Annotated in this window: 17 protein-coding genes; 8 read left to right on the forward strand and 9 right to left on the reverse strand. The window is 50.4% G+C overall.

The window, feature by feature from the left end:
* Positions 1-156: 156 nt before the first annotated feature.
* Both feoB and ACS5NO_RS19895 read right to left on the reverse strand, forming a co-directional pair.
* Positions 157-2,295 (reverse strand): ferrous iron transport protein B, encoded by a 2,139-nt coding sequence (gene feoB / locus ACS5NO_RS19890; RefSeq protein ID WP_439416761.1) that lies wholly within the window; start codon positions 2,293-2,295, stop codon positions 157-159.
* 59 nt (positions 2,296-2,354) lie between these two features.
* Positions 2,355-2,582, reverse strand: a complete 228-nt coding sequence (locus ACS5NO_RS19895) for a FeoA family protein (RefSeq protein WP_114406273.1) — start codon at positions 2,580-2,582, stop codon at positions 2,355-2,357.
* A gap of 325 nt (positions 2,583-2,907) precedes the next feature.
* On the opposite strand from ACS5NO_RS19895, the gene ACS5NO_RS19900 reads away from it, so the two are divergent.
* The 7 genes from ACS5NO_RS19900 (at position 2,908) to ACS5NO_RS19930 (ending at position 9,470) form a co-directional block, all read left to right on the forward strand.
* Positions 2,908-3,576: a heme exporter protein CcmB gene (locus ACS5NO_RS19900; RefSeq protein WP_439416762.1), complete on the forward strand. Its 669-nt coding sequence runs from the start codon at positions 2,908-2,910 to the stop codon at positions 3,574-3,576.
* Between the two features lie 7 nt (positions 3,577-3,583).
* Positions 3,584-4,282: a cytochrome c biogenesis protein CcsA gene (gene ccsA, locus ACS5NO_RS19905; protein WP_500684150.1), complete on the forward strand. Its 699-nt coding sequence runs from the start codon at positions 3,584-3,586 to the stop codon at positions 4,280-4,282.
* A gap of 42 nt (positions 4,283-4,324) precedes the next feature.
* Positions 4,325-4,534 carry a CcmD family protein gene (locus ACS5NO_RS19910; RefSeq protein WP_150880475.1) on the forward strand — a complete coding sequence of 70 codons (210 nt, stop codon included), beginning with the start codon at positions 4,325-4,327 and terminating at the stop codon, positions 4,532-4,534.
* A gap of 84 nt (positions 4,535-4,618) precedes the next feature.
* Complete coding sequence (locus ACS5NO_RS19915) at positions 4,619-5,059, forward strand: cytochrome c maturation protein CcmE domain-containing protein (protein WP_138992176.1); 441 nt, start codon at positions 4,619-4,621, stop codon at positions 5,057-5,059.
* Between the two features lie 162 nt (positions 5,060-5,221).
* A complete protein-coding gene (gene ccsA, locus ACS5NO_RS19920; protein ID WP_439416763.1) occupies positions 5,222-7,858 on the forward strand; it encodes a cytochrome c biogenesis protein CcsA in 2,637 nt (878 codons plus the stop codon).
* Positions 7,859-7,865: 7 nt separating this feature from the next.
* Entirely contained in the window at positions 7,866-8,093 is a 228-nt protein-coding gene (locus tag ACS5NO_RS19925; protein ID WP_114406247.1) for a hypothetical protein, read from the forward strand.
* Positions 8,094-8,174: 81 nt separating this feature from the next.
* Positions 8,175-9,470 (forward strand): hemolysin family protein, encoded by a 1,296-nt coding sequence (locus ACS5NO_RS19930; RefSeq protein WP_439416764.1) that lies wholly within the window; start codon positions 8,175-8,177, stop codon positions 9,468-9,470.
* 96 nt (positions 9,471-9,566) lie between these two features.
* Here the strand turns inward: ACS5NO_RS19930 and ACS5NO_RS19935 are convergent, their stop codons facing one another.
* Positions 9,567-10,352 (reverse strand): LytR/AlgR family response regulator transcription factor, encoded by a 786-nt coding sequence (locus tag ACS5NO_RS19935; RefSeq protein ID WP_114406249.1) that lies wholly within the window; start codon positions 10,350-10,352, stop codon positions 9,567-9,569.
* An 87-nt stretch (positions 10,353-10,439) separates the two neighbouring features.
* Between ACS5NO_RS19935 and ACS5NO_RS19940 the strand changes: the two genes are divergently transcribed.
* The gene (locus ACS5NO_RS19940) at positions 10,440-10,892 is read left to right on the forward strand and encodes a ferritin-like domain-containing protein (RefSeq protein ID WP_310587803.1); all 453 of its coding nucleotides are present in this window, start codon (positions 10,440-10,442) and stop codon (positions 10,890-10,892) included.
* 141 nt (positions 10,893-11,033) lie between these two features.
* Here ACS5NO_RS19940 and ACS5NO_RS19945 read toward each other — a convergent pair whose 3' ends face one another.
* From ACS5NO_RS19945 to ACS5NO_RS19970, 6 genes are all read right to left on the reverse strand, one after another.
* A complete protein-coding gene (locus tag ACS5NO_RS19945) occupies positions 11,034-11,378 on the reverse strand; it encodes a hypothetical protein (RefSeq protein ID WP_114406251.1) in 345 nt (114 codons plus the stop codon).
* Between the two features lie 79 nt (positions 11,379-11,457).
* Entirely contained in the window at positions 11,458-12,483 is a 1,026-nt protein-coding gene (locus ACS5NO_RS19950; protein ID WP_439416765.1) for a sensor histidine kinase, read from the reverse strand.
* Complete coding sequence (locus tag ACS5NO_RS19955; protein ID WP_439416766.1) at positions 12,467-13,159, reverse strand: ABC transporter ATP-binding protein; 693 nt, start codon at positions 13,157-13,159, stop codon at positions 12,467-12,469. The genes ACS5NO_RS19950 and ACS5NO_RS19955 overlap by 17 nt, the downstream gene beginning before the upstream one ends.
* Before the next feature lie 2 nt (positions 13,160-13,161).
* Complete coding sequence (locus ACS5NO_RS19960) at positions 13,162-14,418, reverse strand: ABC transporter permease (RefSeq protein ID WP_439416767.1); 1,257 nt, start codon at positions 14,416-14,418, stop codon at positions 13,162-13,164.
* A 108-nt stretch (positions 14,419-14,526) separates the two neighbouring features.
* Positions 14,527-15,678, reverse strand: coding sequence for an efflux RND transporter periplasmic adaptor subunit (locus ACS5NO_RS19965; protein ID WP_439416768.1), 1,152 nt, complete (start codon positions 15,676-15,678; stop codon positions 14,527-14,529).
* The gene (locus ACS5NO_RS19970) at positions 15,668-16,981 is read right to left on the reverse strand and encodes a TolC family protein (RefSeq protein ID WP_439416769.1); all 1,314 of its coding nucleotides are present in this window, start codon (positions 16,979-16,981) and stop codon (positions 15,668-15,670) included. Before ACS5NO_RS19970 ends, ACS5NO_RS19965 begins: the two co-directional genes overlap by 11 nt.
* Between the last annotated feature and the right edge of the window lie 20 nt (positions 16,982-17,001).

Consider the following 17,001-nt stretch of genomic DNA (forward strand, 5'->3'; position numbering starts at 1 on the left):
ACTGTAATGATTTTTGCCTATATTCTCTTTCACTTCGTTTACCCGATCATTTCGAAAGGGTTATTCTGGTAACACATTCTGAGTAAACCACACCAAAACAGATTTCATCAGGAAGAGCGGATTTCAAAACCGGTTGCTCCTGATGAAATCTGTTTTTTATTTCATCAGTTGATAAACCAGAAAAGCGGAACCATACGCCAGAACGCTCATGTAGGCTAACTGAATCATGGGCCACTTCCACCCCTTCGTCTCGCGGTAAACGGTTGCGATCGTGCTCATACACATCATCGCGAATACGTAAAAAACCAGCAACGAAAAGGCCACTGCGGGCGTATACATCGGCCCGCCCGTCTCCGGGTTCATTTCTGCCGCCAGTTTTTCCCGAATCGTATTGTCGTTTCCTTCGCCGGCGCTCCCGATGCTGTAGATGGTGGCAATGGTCCCGACAAACACTTCGCGGGCCGCAAACGAACTGATGAGGGCAATTCCGATTTTCCAGTCGTAGCCCAGCGGTTTGATCACGGGCTCCAGAATTTTCCCGAATCGACCGGCGTAGGAAGCTTCCAGTTTCTCCGAAGCGACCCGGTTTTCCACCTGTTCAGCCGGCAGATTGGCATATTCACTTCGCACCCGGTTTTCGGCCTGTTCCAGCGCATCGCCGGGACCGTAGGAGGCCAACACCCACAGCACAATCGAAATGGCGACGATGACCCGCCCAGCCTGCCATACGAACGACGTAACACTATCCCATACCGTGATGCCGACGTGGTTCCAGCGCGGCCATTTGTAGGTAGGCAGTTCCATCACAAACAAGCTCCGTTCTTTGGCTTTGATGATGAGTTTGAAGGCATAGGCCGCCACCAGAGCCGCCACCAGCCCGAGCAGATACAAGCCCATCATTACAATTCCCTGTAAATTCAGGAAGCCCAGTACGGTTTTTTCCGGGACCACCAGCGCAATGAGAATGGTGTAGATCGGCAAGCGGGCGGAACAGCTCATGAGGGGCGTCACCAGAATGGTGATCAGTCGCTCGCGCCACGAACCAATGCTGCGGGTGGCCATGATGGCCGGAACAGCACAGGCCACGCCCGAAATCAATGGCACCACACTGCGCCCGTTTAACCCAAATTGCCGCATAATGCGATCCATTAGCACCATCACCCGCGACATATAACCCGATTCTTCGAGCAGCGAAACCAGCAGAAACAGGAAAGCTATTTGCGGAATGAAAACGACGACACCACCCACCCCGGCAATGATGCCGTCTGTCAGTAAGTCCGTAAGCGGACTGTCGGGAAGCTGTTCGTGCAGGGTGCCATTCAGCCAGGCCACACCCGCGTCGATGCCATCGACAAAGGGCTGCGCCCAGGCAAAAATGGCCTGAAAAATCAGGAGGAGAACCGTGGCAAAAATGGCATAGCCCCAGATGGGATGCAGTAGAATCCGGTCGATGCGCTGGCTCCAGGTCGACTGGTCGAGGGGCCGTTTGTCCGTCACGACGGTTTTGAGCACTTCGCCAATGCGCTTATACCGCCCAATGGTTTCCTTCGCCTGAAAATCGACCTCGTCGAACTGGTATTTTTCAATCAGGCCGTCCAGTTTAACCCGTTGCGGTTGTCCGAGAAACGAAAATCCGTCGTGTTGAATGAGGTATTGCAGGGCGAGATAATTGTTGGTGAGCTGGAATTGCTGCCGAACATCGGAAATCAGCCCCTTCATGTCGTGCCCCGCTAAAACCGTCTGCTGTCCGGGATCGAAAAAAAGCGTTTCCGAAACCGTCGGCTGGCCAATTTGCTGCTCGATGGCTACCTTCAACAGCTCCAGCCCCTCCCCGATCCGCGCATTGATTTTCACCACCGGTACGCCCAGTTGCATCGACAACCGCACGGCATTAATTTCCAGGTGCTGCTGCCTGGCAATATCCAGCATATTCAGCGCCATGATAACCGGCACGCCCAAATCCTGAATCTGACTGAAAAGCAGCAGGTTACGGTTCAGGTTGGAGGCATCGACCACCACCACGGCCACATCCGGGTAATCCGGATGCTGCGGATTGGCCAGAATATCGGTTACGACCTGTTCGTCAATAGATTTCGGGTAAATACTATAAACGCCCGGCAAGTCGATGACCGAAATTTCGGTGATCTCATTCAGAAAGGCCGTTCCCGATTTTTTATCGACGGTCACACCGGGAAAGTTGCCCACTTTCTGGCGAAGGCCGGTTAATTGATTAAACAGCGATGATTTTCCGGAGTTCGGATTGCCCACGAGGGCGATGACAGGTTTTGATTTCAAGGGTACTATAGAATGAAAAAGCCGGGAACTGTCCTACAACACCCGGCCCCCTGGCGATATTATTGTTCGATTAATATGGTAGCCGCTTCTGATTTCCGCATCGATAAACAGTACCCGGAAACATTCAGACAAATGGGATCTCCCAACGGCGCTTTGCAGTGCAAACACACTTCCGTGCCGGGTAAACAACCCATTTCAAGCAACTTCAGCGACATCCATTGGTCACTAAATGACTCGATTACCGCTTTTTCGCCAACCTTTAAATCGGCGACACTGCGCTTCTGTATTTTTCGGTGGGGCATTCGCGTACGATATTTAGACTCATTACAAATTAATGCAAGTTAACGGATATCCGTTCGCTTTTACAAGAAATGTTTCAAAAAAACCGGGGTTTTCTGGCTGGACGAGTAAACGAAAAAATTAGTTAAAACGGGCAGATTCCACAAACCGGATTAATTCCGGGAGTCGTTCGCTCCAGCCCGTGAAAAAACCGCCCTCTTATCAAGCTGAACTGGGGTTTGTGTTGTAATTTTGTAGAATCTGGTACAAGCACTCGAAATTCATACATTTTGACCGGATAACGGAGGGTAAAGTCCTTCAGGCAACAGCGCGATGCAACAGTTCAGAGTATTAATCAGCAAAGAATTTCGGTTGGAATGGCGACAGCGATATGCCCTGAACGGGATGCTGCTCTACATAGTCAGCACGGTTTTCGTCTGTTTTCTGAGCTTCAGCCTGCGCCGGAACCAACTGACGCCGATGGTCTGGAACGCGTTGTTCTGGATTATTCTGTTGTTTACGGCCATCAATGCCATTGCCAAAAGTTTCGTGCAGGAGCGCGCCGGGCGGCTTTTATACTATTACACACTGGTCAGTCCGCAGAAAATCATCCTGTCCAAAATTGTGTACAACACCCTGCTGATGCTGGTGCTGGCCGGTTTGGGGTTCGGGATTTACACGCTGGTGATGGGCGTTCCCGGTGAGGGGATGGACATGCCGCTGTTTGTGGTCAATCTGCTGCTGGGTGCCATCGGCTTTGCGGCTTCGCTGACGCTGGTTGCGGGCATTGCCTCCAAAGCCGAAAATAGTGCGACGCTCATGGCGGTTTTAAGCTTTCCGGTGGTGCTTCCTTTGCTGCTTATGCTGATTCGGGTGTCAAAAAATGCACTTGATGGCTTAGACCGTAGCGTTAGTCTGGACGAAATCGGAACTTTGCTGGCCATCGACGCCATTGTGCTGGTGTTGTCGGTATTGTTATTTCCCTATTTGTGGAGAAGTTGAAATGACTATGAAAAAAAACTGGTGGAAAGTCCTGGCCGTCGTCATCATGACGTATGTGATCTGGGTTGGTCTTCTGGGAACGGTTCCCCGTCAACCCATTCTGAATGAGAGCATTCGCAACGTCTATTTTCACGTTCCGCTGTGGTTTTCGATGATCATCCTGATGCTGACGTCGATGATTTACTCGATCCGGTATCTGCGGAAAGGGCGCATGGACGACGATCATATTTCCGTGGAGTTTGCCAACAGCGCCATTCTCTACGGTATTCTGGGGTGTGCCACCGGCTCACTCTGGGCCAGCGTCACCTGGGGAGATCCATGGCCCAACGACCCCAAACTGAATAGCGTCGCGGTCGGAATGCTGATGTATTTCGCCTACCTGATTCTGCGGAACTCGTTTGATGACGAACTGCGCCGGGCCCGGATTTCGGCGATCTACAACATTTTTGCCTTCGCGGTTTTTGTGCCGCTCATTTTTATTCTGCCCCGGCTCACCGATTCACTGCACCCGGGCAATGGCGGCAACCCGGCTTTTGGCAAATACGACATGGACAGCGGCATGCGGCTGGTGCTGTATCCGTCCGTGATCGGGATGACGTTACTGGGCGTTTGGATTACCCAACTGCGGGTGCGGCTGCGTCGGCTACGCGACCGGCTGGATCATATCAACGATGCCCTGCCCAAAGCCCATTCCACTGCGGAATGATTAGCCGACCAAACTTGTTACCACTTTACACTACTCACTACTATGATACCTAAATTCCTAGTCCTTTGTTTTTTGGTATTGCTGTCGTTCAGCAGTCAGGCTCAGGAAATTGAGATGGCTGACCGGCTTCGGGCCGATGGTAAAATCTGGGTCGTTGTGGCCGTTTTCCTGGTTACCTTTGCGGGAGTCATTGCCTACCTCATCCGACTGGATACGAAAATTAGTAAACTGGAAAAAGAGATTTCTAAATAGTCAAGAGAGGATAGACAAGAGAGTAAAGACAAAAACGCGTCCTGTTATTCTTTACTCTCTTGTCTATCCTCTTTATTCTCAATCATGAAAAAGACACATATTCTCGGTATTGTCGTGATTGCCCTGGCAATCGGTATCATTATTTCCACCGCAGGGGATGCCAGTTCCTACGTGACTTTCACCCAGGCGGCTGAACTGGCCAAAAGTGGTGAATCCGACGGCGTTCACGTCGTGGGCACCCTGACAAAAGACGCGCAGGGCAAGATCATCAACATGGTGTATCAACCCCAGGTCGACCCCAACCGTTTCGAATTCACGCTGGTCGACACCGAAAACCACCTCCAGAAAGTGGTCTACAATTCGCCCAAACCGCAGGATTTCGACCGTTCCGAACAGGTGGTGGTCATCGGCAGCATGCAGGGCGATCATTTCCGCGCCGATAAAATTCTGCTGAAATGCCCGTCGAAATACCAGGATAACAAGCTGGAAACCAAAGAATACGAAGCGAAAACGGCAAAGTTATAAATACATGGTTTTGATGGTTGGATAGGGTTGAATGGTTTTGATGGTTAAAATGGTTAGGTGATCGAACGCTTTCAATCATGACCAATCCATTCAACCATTTTCAACCATTAGAACCATTTTTAACCATAAAACCACCCCTTTAGCCATTCGAACCATTCAATCATGATTCATACAACCGTCGGTAATATCGGCCACCTTTTTGTTATTATATCCTTTGTTACGGCCCTGATGTCCACGTTCGCCTACCTGCGGATTTCGCTGGCGGGTAACGAGCTGTTGCAAAACAAACGGGAAATTACGCAGTGGCGCTGGCTGGCCCGGGGTGCTTTTTATCTCCACGGCGTCGCCATTTTCGGTATCGTCGCCTGTTTGTTCTACATCATTTCCAATCATTATTACGAATACCATTACGCCTGGAGTTACTCGTCGCGCGCGTTGCCGGCTGAATACATCATCTCAAGTTTCTGGCACGGACAGGAAGGCAGTTTTCTGCTCTGGCTGTTCTGGAACGTGATTCTGGGTATCGTTCTGATTCAAACCAACCGCGACGACCGGGCAAAAAGCCTCAGTTCGCGCCAGTGGGAAGCGCCGATGATGACGGTTTTTGCGTTAGTCCAGGCTTTTCTGGCATCCATGATTCTGGGTGTGGTTTTTGGCGACACCTTCAAAGTGGGCAGTTCACCGTTCGTATTGATGCGGGATGCGTTGGCCGATATACCGATTTTTACCAGCAATCCGAATTACATTCCGGAAGACGGCAAGGGCATGAACCCGCTGCTGCAAAATTACTGGATGGTCATTCACCCACCAACGTTGTTTTTGGGCTATGCCACGACGCTGATTCCATTCGCTTTTTGCATTGCCGGTTTGTGGAAAAACGAGCCGAAAGAATGGATGCGTCCCGCCCTGCCCTGGGCGTTGTTCTCGGCCATGGTACTGGGCGTCGGGATTTTGATGGGTGGCTACTGGGCTTACGAAACACTTAATTTCGGTGGTTACTGGAACTGGGACCCGGTCGAAAACTCGGTGTTGGTGCCCTGGATGGTCCTGATAGCGTCCATTCACGCCATGCTGATTGCCAAAAAAAGTTCGACTGGCTTGAAAACCGCCATCATTCTTTCCGTAGCCACGTTCCTGCTGATTCTCTATTCGACCTTCCTGACTCGCAGTGGTATTCTGGGCAATGCCTCGGTTCACTCTTTTACGGATCTGGGGCTTTCCGGCCAGTTGCTAATTTACATGCTGGTTTTCGTCGCGATGGCTGTGGTGTTGATCAGTTTCAAATGGAAATTGATTGAGAAAGACGAAGAAGAAACTTCCGTATATTCCAAAGAATTCTGGCTGTTCATCGGTGCCATCGTGCTCTGTCTGGCCGGTTTTCAGGTTCTGAACACCACCTCGTTTCCGGTTTATAACAAAATTGGCGAAGCCTTCGGATTTAGCCCCAACATCGCCATGCCCGCCGATCAGGTGGCGCACTACAACAAATTCCAGATCTGGTTTTTCTCGGCCATTGCGCTGTTGACGGGAATCGGGCAATTCATCTGGTGGCGGAAAGTGGGCAAAGGCAATCTGAACTCCCTCATTACTTCCGGCATCATTACAATGTTCATCAGTGGCGGTTTGATTGCTTACGGTGACATTACGAAACCGGCCTTCATGGTGTTGCTCACTACATCGGTTTTTGCCATTGTTGCGAATTCGAGCATTTTGTGGGGCGTCGTTCGGGGGAATTACAAGCTGTCGGGTGGCGCAGTGGCGCACATTGGCGTGGCCCTGATGCTAATCGGAATTTTGTTTTCGTCGGGCTATTCCAAAATTGTCTCCCTGAACAACACCGGTTTACTGATTTCGAAAGGGGACGATTTTACGAAAAATGATAACAAGGAAAACAAGGAAAACGTCATCCTGTGGCTCAATCAGCCGCAGAAAATGAGCGGTTATCTCCTCACGTACCGGGGCCAGCGGATCGAGATTCGCGACGTGCCGGATTACGTTCCCCGCAACTGGGTCGAGCCGATTGTGGGCGCCACGCCGGAACTGAGTTTTCACGGAATTGCGACACGGGATATTGAACAAAACGGCAAGCTGTATCACAAAAAAGGCGATACCGTTGCCCTGCACCCCGAAAACACCTATTACGAAGTGGAATACCGCGAACCGGGGGGCAAGATTTTCACCTTGTATCCGCGTGGTCAGATCAACGAGCAAATGGGCGCAGGCGGTTTTCTGCCCTCGCCGGATATTCGCCGGATGCCGGGCAAAGACCTGTATACTTACGTAGCGACCGTTCCCGACCCCAGCAGCGAAGGCACCTGGAGCCCGACGGAAACGTACCGGATTGCGCCCAAAGATACCTTCTTCGTGAACGATTACGTAGCGGTTTTTGACAATGTCATTCAAACCCGCGAAATCGAAGGAACACCCCTCGGACCAAACGATGCGGCTGTCAAAGCCGTGGTTCGCGTGCTGGACAAGGAGCGGGAATATACCCTGTCACCGGCCTTCATCATTAAAGACCGCATGGTGGGCCGGAAAGCCGAAACCAACGAAGAACTCGGCTTACGGCTTCAGTTGAACGAAATCGATCCGCGAACCGGCCTGTTTACCTTCACGGCCAACACGACCCAGCGCGATTACATCGTGATGAAAGCCAAGGAAATGCCGCTCATCAACCTGCTCTGGATCGGGACGTTTGTGCTTGTCATCGGTTTCTCGATGGCTGCAATCCGTCGCTACCGGGAATTCACCAAGATGCGGGACAAAAAGAAGCCGACGCTGGTGGGCAGTTCACAGTAGGCATTTTATGAAAATCAGAGAAACCGTTCTTATTTCCCTTTCCATCGGCTGCCTTATTCTGTGGGTTCTGGAGTTCCGGCGGACGCGTACGTTTGGCGAACATTACTGGCTAATTATGCTGTGTCTGGCGTTTTTGCTGGCTTTTATGTATGTTCGTGGCGTACACCTGAATTCGGTCAAACAAAAACCGGCGGTTCCGGTGAAACCAACCCGAAAAAAGAAGAAAAAGTCTTGAACTCGGATTACGCAGATTAAAGGATTAACCACGATCGCTGACACGGTCTTTTAATCCGCGTAATCCGAGTTCAGAAACCCTATGGAATCCTACAGTATTCTCCTCGGAGCATTCGTGGCACTGGTGCTGGCCGGTTTTTTCTCGGCGGTCGAGATGGCCTACCAATCGGTGAACCGGCTTTATTTTGAACTGCACAGTAAACAGGGGCCCTTAGGCGAAAAGCTGGTATCGGCCTTTCTGAAACAACCCATTCTGTTTGTCGGTACAACCCTGACCGGGAATACGCTCTTTCTGGTGTTATACGGTGTGCTGGGCGTGACGGCCCTCAACCCGTTTCTGTCAGCCTACGTTCCGGATGCGTTCAACCATCCCGTTACACTGATCGTCATCGAAACGCTGATTCTGACGGTTGTTTTCATGCCGTTCGCGGATTATGTTCCTAAAAGCCTAGCGCTCATTCACCCCGATGCGTTCATGGAAAGGCTGGCGATTCCGATTTGGGTCATCTACAAGGCTATTGCGCCCATCGTCCGGCTGATGGTCTGGCTCACCAAAGGCATCGTCAAGATTATTCCGGGAAGTCAGTACTCCGAAGTTCGGCCGGTTTTTGGCCTGATCGACCTGAACCACTACCTCCAGCAATTCAACCAGCAGAAACAGCAGGTCGATTCGAGTCAGGAAGAAATCGACATCGATACCGAAATTCTGAACAATGCCATCGATTTCCGCAACGTAGCTGTGCGGGATTGCATGATTCCACGGACGGAAATTACGGCGGTGGATGTGGAAGACAGCATTGAAGAATTGAAAAAGTGTTTTCAGGACAGCGGCCACTCAAAAATTGTCGTATACCGTGACAACATCGACGACGTAATTGGCTATTGCCACGCCCTGGCCCTCTTTCAAAAACCGCAAAGCATTGAGAGCATCCTGACGCCCATTCGGGTTGTGCCGGACAGTATGCCTGCCCGGTTGTTGCTCGAAAAGTTTCTGGCCGAACGCAAAAGTCTCGCTTTGGTAGTTGATGAATTCGGGGGAACATCAGGCCTGGTTAGCGTCGAGGATTTGGTAGAACAGATTTTCGGCGAGATTCAGGACGAATATGACACCAACGAAGATTGGGACGAACGGCAACTGGACGACAACACCTGGCTCCTGAGTGCCCGGCACGAAATCGAAAATCTAAATGAAAAGTACGGTTGGGGCATCCCAGAAGGCGATTATGATACCCTGGGCGGTTTAATTTTATCGATCAATGGCGAAATTCCGAACGTAAACGATGTGATTGAAATGTCGCCGTTTACGTTTACGATTCTGTCGATGACGGAAGCCCGGATCGATCTGGTGCGGGTTCAGATTGTTCAAAAAGAAGACTAGACAAGAGAGCAGAGACAAGAGAGTAAAGACCAACCGCCCAAAATACCGTCCCCCTCTCTGTTCTCACTTCTCGACTCTCACTTCTCTATTCTAAAATCACCCCTGCTCAAACCACTCCCGGAACACGGCGGCTTTTTCTTTGCTGATGGTCAATTCAGTCGTGGCCGGTTTTCGGAGGGTGACAATCAGCTTGCCGCTGTAATGCGATTGATAACCGGCAATCGCATTCAGATTGACCAGACACTGGCGGTTGGCGCGAATGAAAACACCCGGATCCGTCAGTTCTTCCAGTTCATCCAGCGAGCCGTAATCCGTTACCAATTTCTGCCCGTCCATCGTGTAGAGATAGATCAACTCATCCCGGCAAAAATACGCCACGTTTTCTTCCAGAACCGGCACAATATTCCGGAGGTAATGCGCCATAAACCGGTGTTTGTACTTTTTGCTCGGTGCCGAAACGTCCGCCAGCAAATCCCGGAGCTGATCCCGAAAATCGGCCGAAGTACCGCCCTGCCGCCAACGGTGGTATTTGTCGAAGGCGGCTTTTAATTCGTCCGGTTCGACTGGTTTCAGCAGGTAATCGATGCTGTTGAGTTTGAACGCCCGAATGGCATATTCGTCGTAAGCCGTCGTAAAAATGATGGGACACTTCGGATTGATTTCACGATAGATATCAAAACTGACTCCGTCGGAAAGCTGAATGTCTGACAAAATCAGATCCGGCTCCGGAAGATCGGTGGCGCGGTGGCGGCCAAACCACTCCATCGCCATCTGCACACTCTCCAGCGGTCCTTCGAGATGAGCCTCCGGCTCCAGTTGCCGAACCAGTCGGGCCAACGTTTTGGCAACCAGCGGTTCATCTTCGATCAATAAAATAGTCATGCCTTTTTTACGCTCAAAATCGATTTTTATTAAACATTCGCTGAATGATCCAGTTAAAATAGGTAATAATCAACACACCTTGCAATCATGACAAACGACGAAATAGTTGACTCTCTGAACGATCTGGTTAAAATTAACAACGACCGCATCAACGGTTTTGAAAAAGCCGCCGAGGACATCGAAGACGCCGAACTGGCTTCTCTGTTCAAGAACCTGACTTCACAAAGCCGGAAATTCCGGAGTGAACTGGCCGACAACATCGTTCGCATTGGCGGAGTGGTTCCCGGCGTTGACGAAACCAGTACCGGCAGCAAAATTCACCGCGCCTGGATCGACATCAAGTCGGCCTTTACGGGAAAAGACCGTAATACGGTTCTCGAATCCTGCGTTTTTGGCGAAAATGCTGCGGTTGAAGAATACGAAGAAACGTTGGAAGATGAAAGCATTCCATCCTACATCCGCCAAACCCTCAGCACCCAACTCGACGAACTCCGCCAAACCCGCGATCAAATCGCGACGCTGCGGGATGTTACGGAGTAAAATCTGAAATAATATCGAATAATGAATGTTGAATATTGAATAACGAATATCGAATAATGAAAAAGGAACGTTGATGCGTTCAAAACTTCATTATTCGATATTCTTTATTCGATATTCAACATTCATTATTATCCTTTTTCTTTATTTTCCTTTCCTCCCCAATCCCGTCGAAACCGCATCCAGCGTAGTCGCCAACTCCTGAAGTTTTCCTTTCATTTCTTCTTCCGCATTCTCCAGACTTTTCCGGGTCAGCTTCGCCAGTGAATGCAGCGACTCGGCAATTAGCAGGCTTTTTCCGGTGGCCAGTGCCGCCTTCAGTTGCTCCAGTTCATCCGAAATATCGTCCAGAACCAGGTGACCAGATCCCAGCGCCCGGACCCATTGATCAATAAAACTGTTTGCCATCGGTTGCAAATGAACCGGATCGGTAGTCAACTCCCGGAGCGTAATGTCCAGCAATTGGTCGGCATTGTGTGCGTGCGTCATAGTTTTTTACGAAATGATGATTGCGCACAATGTACGACGATTGGCCATTCATTTGTTATTTTTCAGAGTTCATTTTTCATTAAACCAAGGGAATGCTCACCCGGAACCGGTCATTGTGTTCTTCCACTTTCACTTCCTTCTCGCTCAAAAAGTGGTATAAAGCTTTCAAATTCGTCAGCCCTTGCCCATTCGACGTTTCAACCCGCGGTTTTCGTTGCAGGTTATTTTCGACGGAGACATAGTCTTCATCCGCTACGATCTGAATGGTCAGCGGCTGCCCGGCATTGGCGACATTGTGCTTGATGGCATTTTCAACCAGAATTTGTAAAGTTACCGGTACAATGGCTTTATCGGAGTAGGCCGGTGGGATTTTTACCTGAATATCAAGCGAGCCATTAAAGCGGGTTTTCAGGAGCAGAATGTAGTTATTTATAAAGTCGGTTTCGGTGGTTAAGCTCACCAGATCCTTGTCTTTATGCTGGATGACATACCGGAATACTTTCGATAGTTGCCGCAAAAATTGCGATGCTAAATCCGGATTTTCGTGAATTAATCCGTCCAGAGACGACAAACTATTGAAGAGGAAATGCGGGCTAATCTGATTTTTTAAACTATCGAGCTGCACCTGAATTTTCTCCTTCTCGAGTTGCGTTGCCCGAATGGCATTCTCCTGCCATTGTTTCAGGAAATGACTGGCGATAAAGCCCAGACACACCACCGTATTCGCTAAAAAAACCGTCATCCCAATGATGATCACACTAAACCGGTTGAGTAAGGGAATGCTGGTTAGTTGCGCCGATAAAAACTCAGTATAAACAAAATAACTAATTACCAAATACACGGTTTTTACAATGCCCCACCCACCAATGATCTGAATCAAAACGCGTAATTTGATATTTTTTTCAAAGGGCAATTGGCGATTCAGATAATCATTGAACCAGTAATGAAACAGCCAGATGGCGTTCAAAACAAAAAAGGACAGAAAGAATAATTCAACCTGAACCTGCCACGTAATATCGGGCATCAGCCACTGCCGACCCACCACACCACCCAGGGCTCCCCACAGCAATAGCAGCTCGACGTATTTGTTAAACTTGATTTTCATGGCTGGAAATGATCATGCCGTCCGACATCTCAATGACCCGGTCGCAACCGGCGGCAAAGTCGGGATCGTGCGTAACGGCAATAATGGTTTGGTGGTTTTCCTGCGCAATTTCGCGGAAAATATCAAAGACAATCCCGGTATTGGTCTTGTCCAGGTTCCCCGTTGGTTCGTCGCCCATCACAATGGTCGGATCGTTGATCAAGGCGCGGGCGATGGCCACGCGTTGCTGCTGTCCGCCCGATAATTTGCTCGATAGTTTGCGGGCGTGGTCTTCCATTCCGATCATTTTCAGCTTTTCGTAGGCCCGGTGTTCCACCTCTTTTTCCGAGTATTTCCCCAATTTTAAAGCCGGAAGCATCACGTTTTGTAAGGTGGTGAATTCCGGCAACAAAAAGTGAAACTGAAACACAAAACCGAGGTGTTCATTCCGAAACTTCGACAGATAATCCTGACTGCGACCCGTTAACGTTTGTCCGTTAATCTCCAGTGTTCCTTCATACTCCGTGTCCATCGTTGACAGCAAATACAACAGCGTCGATTTGCCACAACCCGACTTGCCAACAATCGCCAGAAATTCGCCTTTATTGACCTCGAACGTCACATCTTTCAGCACCTGAAATCGATCGGGTTCGGTGAAGTACTTGTTGAAATGCGATGCTTTTAATACCTTTTCCATCGTTATCCTCTTAATATCGAAACCGGGTCTACTTTCGAGGCTTTTCGAGAAGGAAAATAACCGGCTAAAACCGTCGTAATCAATCCGAAGAGAAGGCCCATTCCGTAGTATTTCAGATCAAAAATAACCGGGAACGTTTTGATGCTTAAAAAATCCCCGGCGTTGAACGGCGTTATCGACAATAAATAACTGAGAATAAAGCCAATCAACAGCCCCAGTAATCCACCCAATACCCCGATAAAAACCGCCTGGAGCAGAAAAATCAGAACGATATCTTTCCCTTCAAAACCGGTCGCTTTCAAAATGGCGATGTCCTTTATTTTATTGATGACATTCATGTTCATGATGTTGTAAATGCCAAAACCGGCCACCACCAGGAGCGTCATCGACACCACAAACGTCATGACATTCCGGATTTTTTCGCCCGCCAGGATGGCCGAGTTTGCTGTTGCCCAGTCTTCCGTATAATATCCGTATATGGCCCGCAGTTTTTTACCCAGTGGCAGCGCCAGCAATGGATCGAACATTTTGATGTGAATATCGGTCACATAGCTCGCATCTTTCTGCAAAATCTCCTGCACTGTCGATAAATTGGCGTAACTCTTGGTGTTGTCGACCGTTCCGATGCCGAATCCGAAGGTGCCGACCACCCGCAGAATCATCGTCCCCCCCGTCGGCGTCGTCACACTTACCTTGTCACCTTCGCGAACGTTGAGCTTCCGTGCCAGCACATTGCCCATAATCAGCCCGTTCGGGTTGCTCCGCAAGGCTTCAATCGTTCCGGATTTTAACCGGCTTTTCAGATTGTACAGACGGTTTTCGCGATCGATGTCAACCCCGGCGATGGTTCCTGAAATCTGAATGGGACCGTTGTTGTAGAATGCCTGCGTGCTGAGTTGGGGCGAAACGCCCAGTACACCCGGCTCCTGCTCGATCCGTCGGGCAATCAGAAAACCGTTTTTCAGCCGCGACAATTGTTCCTTCGGTTTCTGATGATAGATGACGTTGAAGGCCGAGTCGCTCCGGTTCAATTGGTCGATCAGGGCGGGGCGCTGCGTGTTCACCTCGTTGTACATCCGCACGTGCGGACTAGCGTCCAGCGCCGAGTCTTCCAGAAACTGGTTGACGCCCTGCATGAACGAAATCATGGTGATGAACATGGCAATCCCGAACGTGACGCCCAGCATGGCAACGAGGGTTTGCCGCTTCTTCGACAGCAGGTGCGTTTTGGCAATTTGGATGGTGATGCTGAGATTCATGAATTTTAAAGGTGGTTGTTGCACAGAGTTAATCAGAGGGTATCAGGGCTAATCAGAGAAAATCTTTGATTAACTCTGCTATCCTCTGGTTAACTCTGTGTAATTACTTCATTCCGGATTAACCACAACAGACTTCTCATTCAAACCGCCTTTCACCTGAACCAGATCGAAATTCTCAGCGCCCTTTACAATTCTCACCTTCTTTTTATCGCCGTTCTCACTGACCCAAACGCTATCATTTCCAACCACATACGACTTCGGAATCGTCAGCACCCGGTTGTTCTGGCTGATGATGATATTGGCTTCGACCGTCAAACCGTAATACGCGTCGGGTCGTTCACCGACAAAATCCGCATCGACCCGGAACGACTGATCGACCCGGTTCAGCTTCGGATAAATCTTCCGAACCCGGGCTTTGAACACTTTATTGGGATAGACATCCGCTTTGACGACAACGTCCTGCCCTTCCCGAATCTTCCCAAAATCGCTTTCATCGACTGCCAGTTTCACAAACACATCATGCCCACTCCCAATCAGCGCAAGCTGGTCATTCCGCCGAATTACTTCGCCCGGTTCTTTCAAAATCTCGTACACCTTGCCATCCACAAAACTCCGGACGCGGGTATTGCCCTGCTCCTGCCCGCTGGCAACGTACTGACTCCTGGAGTTTTGCAAGTCGACATACAACTGATTCCTAGTGCGTTGCAGCGAACTTCGTCGGGCAATATAATCATTCCGGGACGTCTGGTAGGCCAGTTGAACCCGCTCCAGTTCGGCTTTGGAGGTCGCATTCTGCTGGTACAAATCCCGGTAGCGGGCATAGTTGACCGAGTCGTTGGCCAGACGGGTTTGCGCCGTGCGAACCTGCGCTTCGAGTTCGGCTAAAACCGGTGAGTTGTCGCTCAGGTTGGCCTGCGACTGTCGGTAAATGTTGGCCGTAGCCTGTTCGCGCGCACCCTGCGTAATGCCTTCCAGCACAAACAACAATTGACTGCGTTTGACCGAATCGCCCTCACTAATCAGCTTCTGCTGCAAAATACCGTCGGCATTGGCCAGCACTTTGTACTCATTCCGGGGGTAAATACCGCCCGATGCATAAACCGCTTCCGTCAGGTCTTTATAGGTCGGCGAAGTGCCTTCTTCTTTCCGGTTACAGCCGGATAAAACCGCTATAGCCAGCAGAATGAGTCCCTTTCGCATTCCCGCAACCGTCGGAAGCAGGAACTCGTAATTCAATTCGGGGTGTGCTTTATTGTCCATTTCTGATCTGCAAAATCGTCTGATTGATAAACACGTTCGACAACGTATTCAGGTAGCGGTTCTGGGCGTTCAACGACTCATTGAATACGTTCAGATACTGGTCATACGCGAAGATTCCCGCCCGATATTTCACCAGGGCAATCTGCGTATTCTGCTCGTTCAATTCGAAATTCTGCCGGTTAAAAACCAGCGAACGAACGGCCTGATTATACGCATTCAGAATATCCTGATTGTCGACTTCCGCGCGCGTTTGTTCATACGCCAGTTCGGTCTGGGCCTGCTCGATTCGCAGCCGGGCACGGTTCAGGTTGGCCGTTCGCAAGCCGCCCGTATACAGGGGGATATTCAGTTGTAATCCGGCTACGCCAATGGGAAACCACTTTTCGCTAAAATCCAGAAAGTCGAACTGTTTCCGTTGCGCCTGGGCCGAATACCGGGCATACACCGACAAAGTTGGCCACCGTAAGGCATTTTCCCGGTTCAACTGCTGTTGAAACAACGCCAGTTGCGAACGGCGAACGGTGATCTGTGGGCGTTCGACGGTTCCGTTCAGGGCCGAAAACCCGGTTTGCGCAGACGGTCCAACGAGGTCCTGCTCCAGCACCAGCGAATCTCGTAAGGCTAGCCCCAGCAAAACCTTCATCTGGTTTCGGTTGCGGATATAACTCAGTTCATTTTGCCGCAGCACATCCTCCGCCGTCAGCCGGATGGATTGTAATCGGTTGTATTCCAGGGGTTCGATCTGGCCTTTTTCCAGTCGATACCGGGCGATGGTCGCGATGGTATCAGCATTGGCCACGTTCCGGCGGGCAATGTCGATGGCCGAGCGGGTCAGCAGGGTGGCGTGGTAAACCCGAGCGACCTGCGTCGACACCTCGTCCAGCAACACCAGATTCTGGTCGTCGATGATTCGTAAATTCTGGTTGGTCAATCCCACATCCTGGCGGTTCGGGCGACTCAGCAAGGGCATTGAAACCTCCACGCCCGCTGTCAGGTTGAACGGAACGCCAAATTGCAGCGACCGGAATTCGCCGGGCTGACCACCCAGAAACTCCGCCGGTATTAGTTGCGTCGGCAATGCATAATTATAATCGAGGTTGGTAAACGCCCGCGCCGTTGGCATCAGACCGGCGCGGGTGGCGGCCCGTTGCTGCTCCTGCGTGATGCGGTTCTGCCGGGCAATTTTCAGATCGGGATTTTGCTGCCGGGCCAGTTGAATGGCCTCCTGCACCGTCCGAACGACGGTTTGCGCCCCTCCTTCATGGCTGGCCAACAACAGGAAAACGATGAACACCTTTTTCATACACGAATCGAAATTCATGT

Origin of the sequence: Larkinella fluvii, from assembly GCF_051857545.1 — a bacterium.
Lineage (GTDB): Bacteria > Bacteroidota > Bacteroidia > Cytophagales > Spirosomataceae > Larkinella.

Bases quoted from the DNA above. Each gene is read 5' to 3' on its own strand.
- ACS5NO_RS19900 (WP_439416762.1), top strand. From the start codon at position 2,908: ATGCAACAGTTCAGAGTATTAATCAGCAAAGAATTTCGGTTGGAATGG.
- ccsA (WP_500684150.1), top strand. From the start codon at position 3,584: ATGAAAAAAAACTGGTGGAAAGTCCTGGCCGTCGTCATCATGACGTAT.
- ACS5NO_RS19910 (WP_150880475.1), top strand. From the start codon at position 4,325: ATGATACCTAAATTCCTAGTCCTTTGTTTTTTGGTATTGCTGTCGTTC.
- ACS5NO_RS19915 (WP_138992176.1), top strand. From the start codon at position 4,619: ATGAAAAAGACACATATTCTCGGTATTGTCGTGATTGCCCTGGCAATC.
- ccsA (WP_439416763.1), top strand. From the start codon at position 5,222: ATGATTCATACAACCGTCGGTAATATCGGCCACCTTTTTGTTATTATA.
- ACS5NO_RS19925 (WP_114406247.1), top strand. From the start codon at position 7,866: ATGAAAATCAGAGAAACCGTTCTTATTTCCCTTTCCATCGGCTGCCTT.
- ACS5NO_RS19930 (WP_439416764.1), top strand. From the start codon at position 8,175: ATGGAATCCTACAGTATTCTCCTCGGAGCATTCGTGGCACTGGTGCTG.
- ACS5NO_RS19935 (WP_114406249.1), bottom strand. From the start codon at position 10,352: ATGACTATTTTATTGATCGAAGATGAACCGCTGGTTGCCAAAACGTTG.
- ACS5NO_RS19940 (WP_310587803.1), top strand. From the start codon at position 10,440: ATGACAAACGACGAAATAGTTGACTCTCTGAACGATCTGGTTAAAATT.
- ACS5NO_RS19945 (WP_114406251.1), bottom strand. From the start codon at position 11,378: ATGACGCACGCACACAATGCCGACCAATTGCTGGACATTACGCTCCGG.
- ACS5NO_RS19950 (WP_439416765.1), bottom strand. From the start codon at position 12,483: ATGAAAATCAAGTTTAACAAATACGTCGAGCTGCTATTGCTGTGGGGA.
- ACS5NO_RS19955 (WP_439416766.1), bottom strand. From the start codon at position 13,159: ATGGAAAAGGTATTAAAAGCATCGCATTTCAACAAGTACTTCACCGAA.
- ACS5NO_RS19960 (WP_439416767.1), bottom strand. From the start codon at position 14,418: ATGAATCTCAGCATCACCATCCAAATTGCCAAAACGCACCTGCTGTCG.
- ACS5NO_RS19965 (WP_439416768.1), bottom strand. From the start codon at position 15,678: ATGGACAATAAAGCACACCCCGAATTGAATTACGAGTTCCTGCTTCCG.
- ACS5NO_RS19970 (WP_439416769.1), bottom strand. From the start codon at position 16,981: ATGAAAAAGGTGTTCATCGTTTTCCTGTTGTTGGCCAGCCATGAAGGA.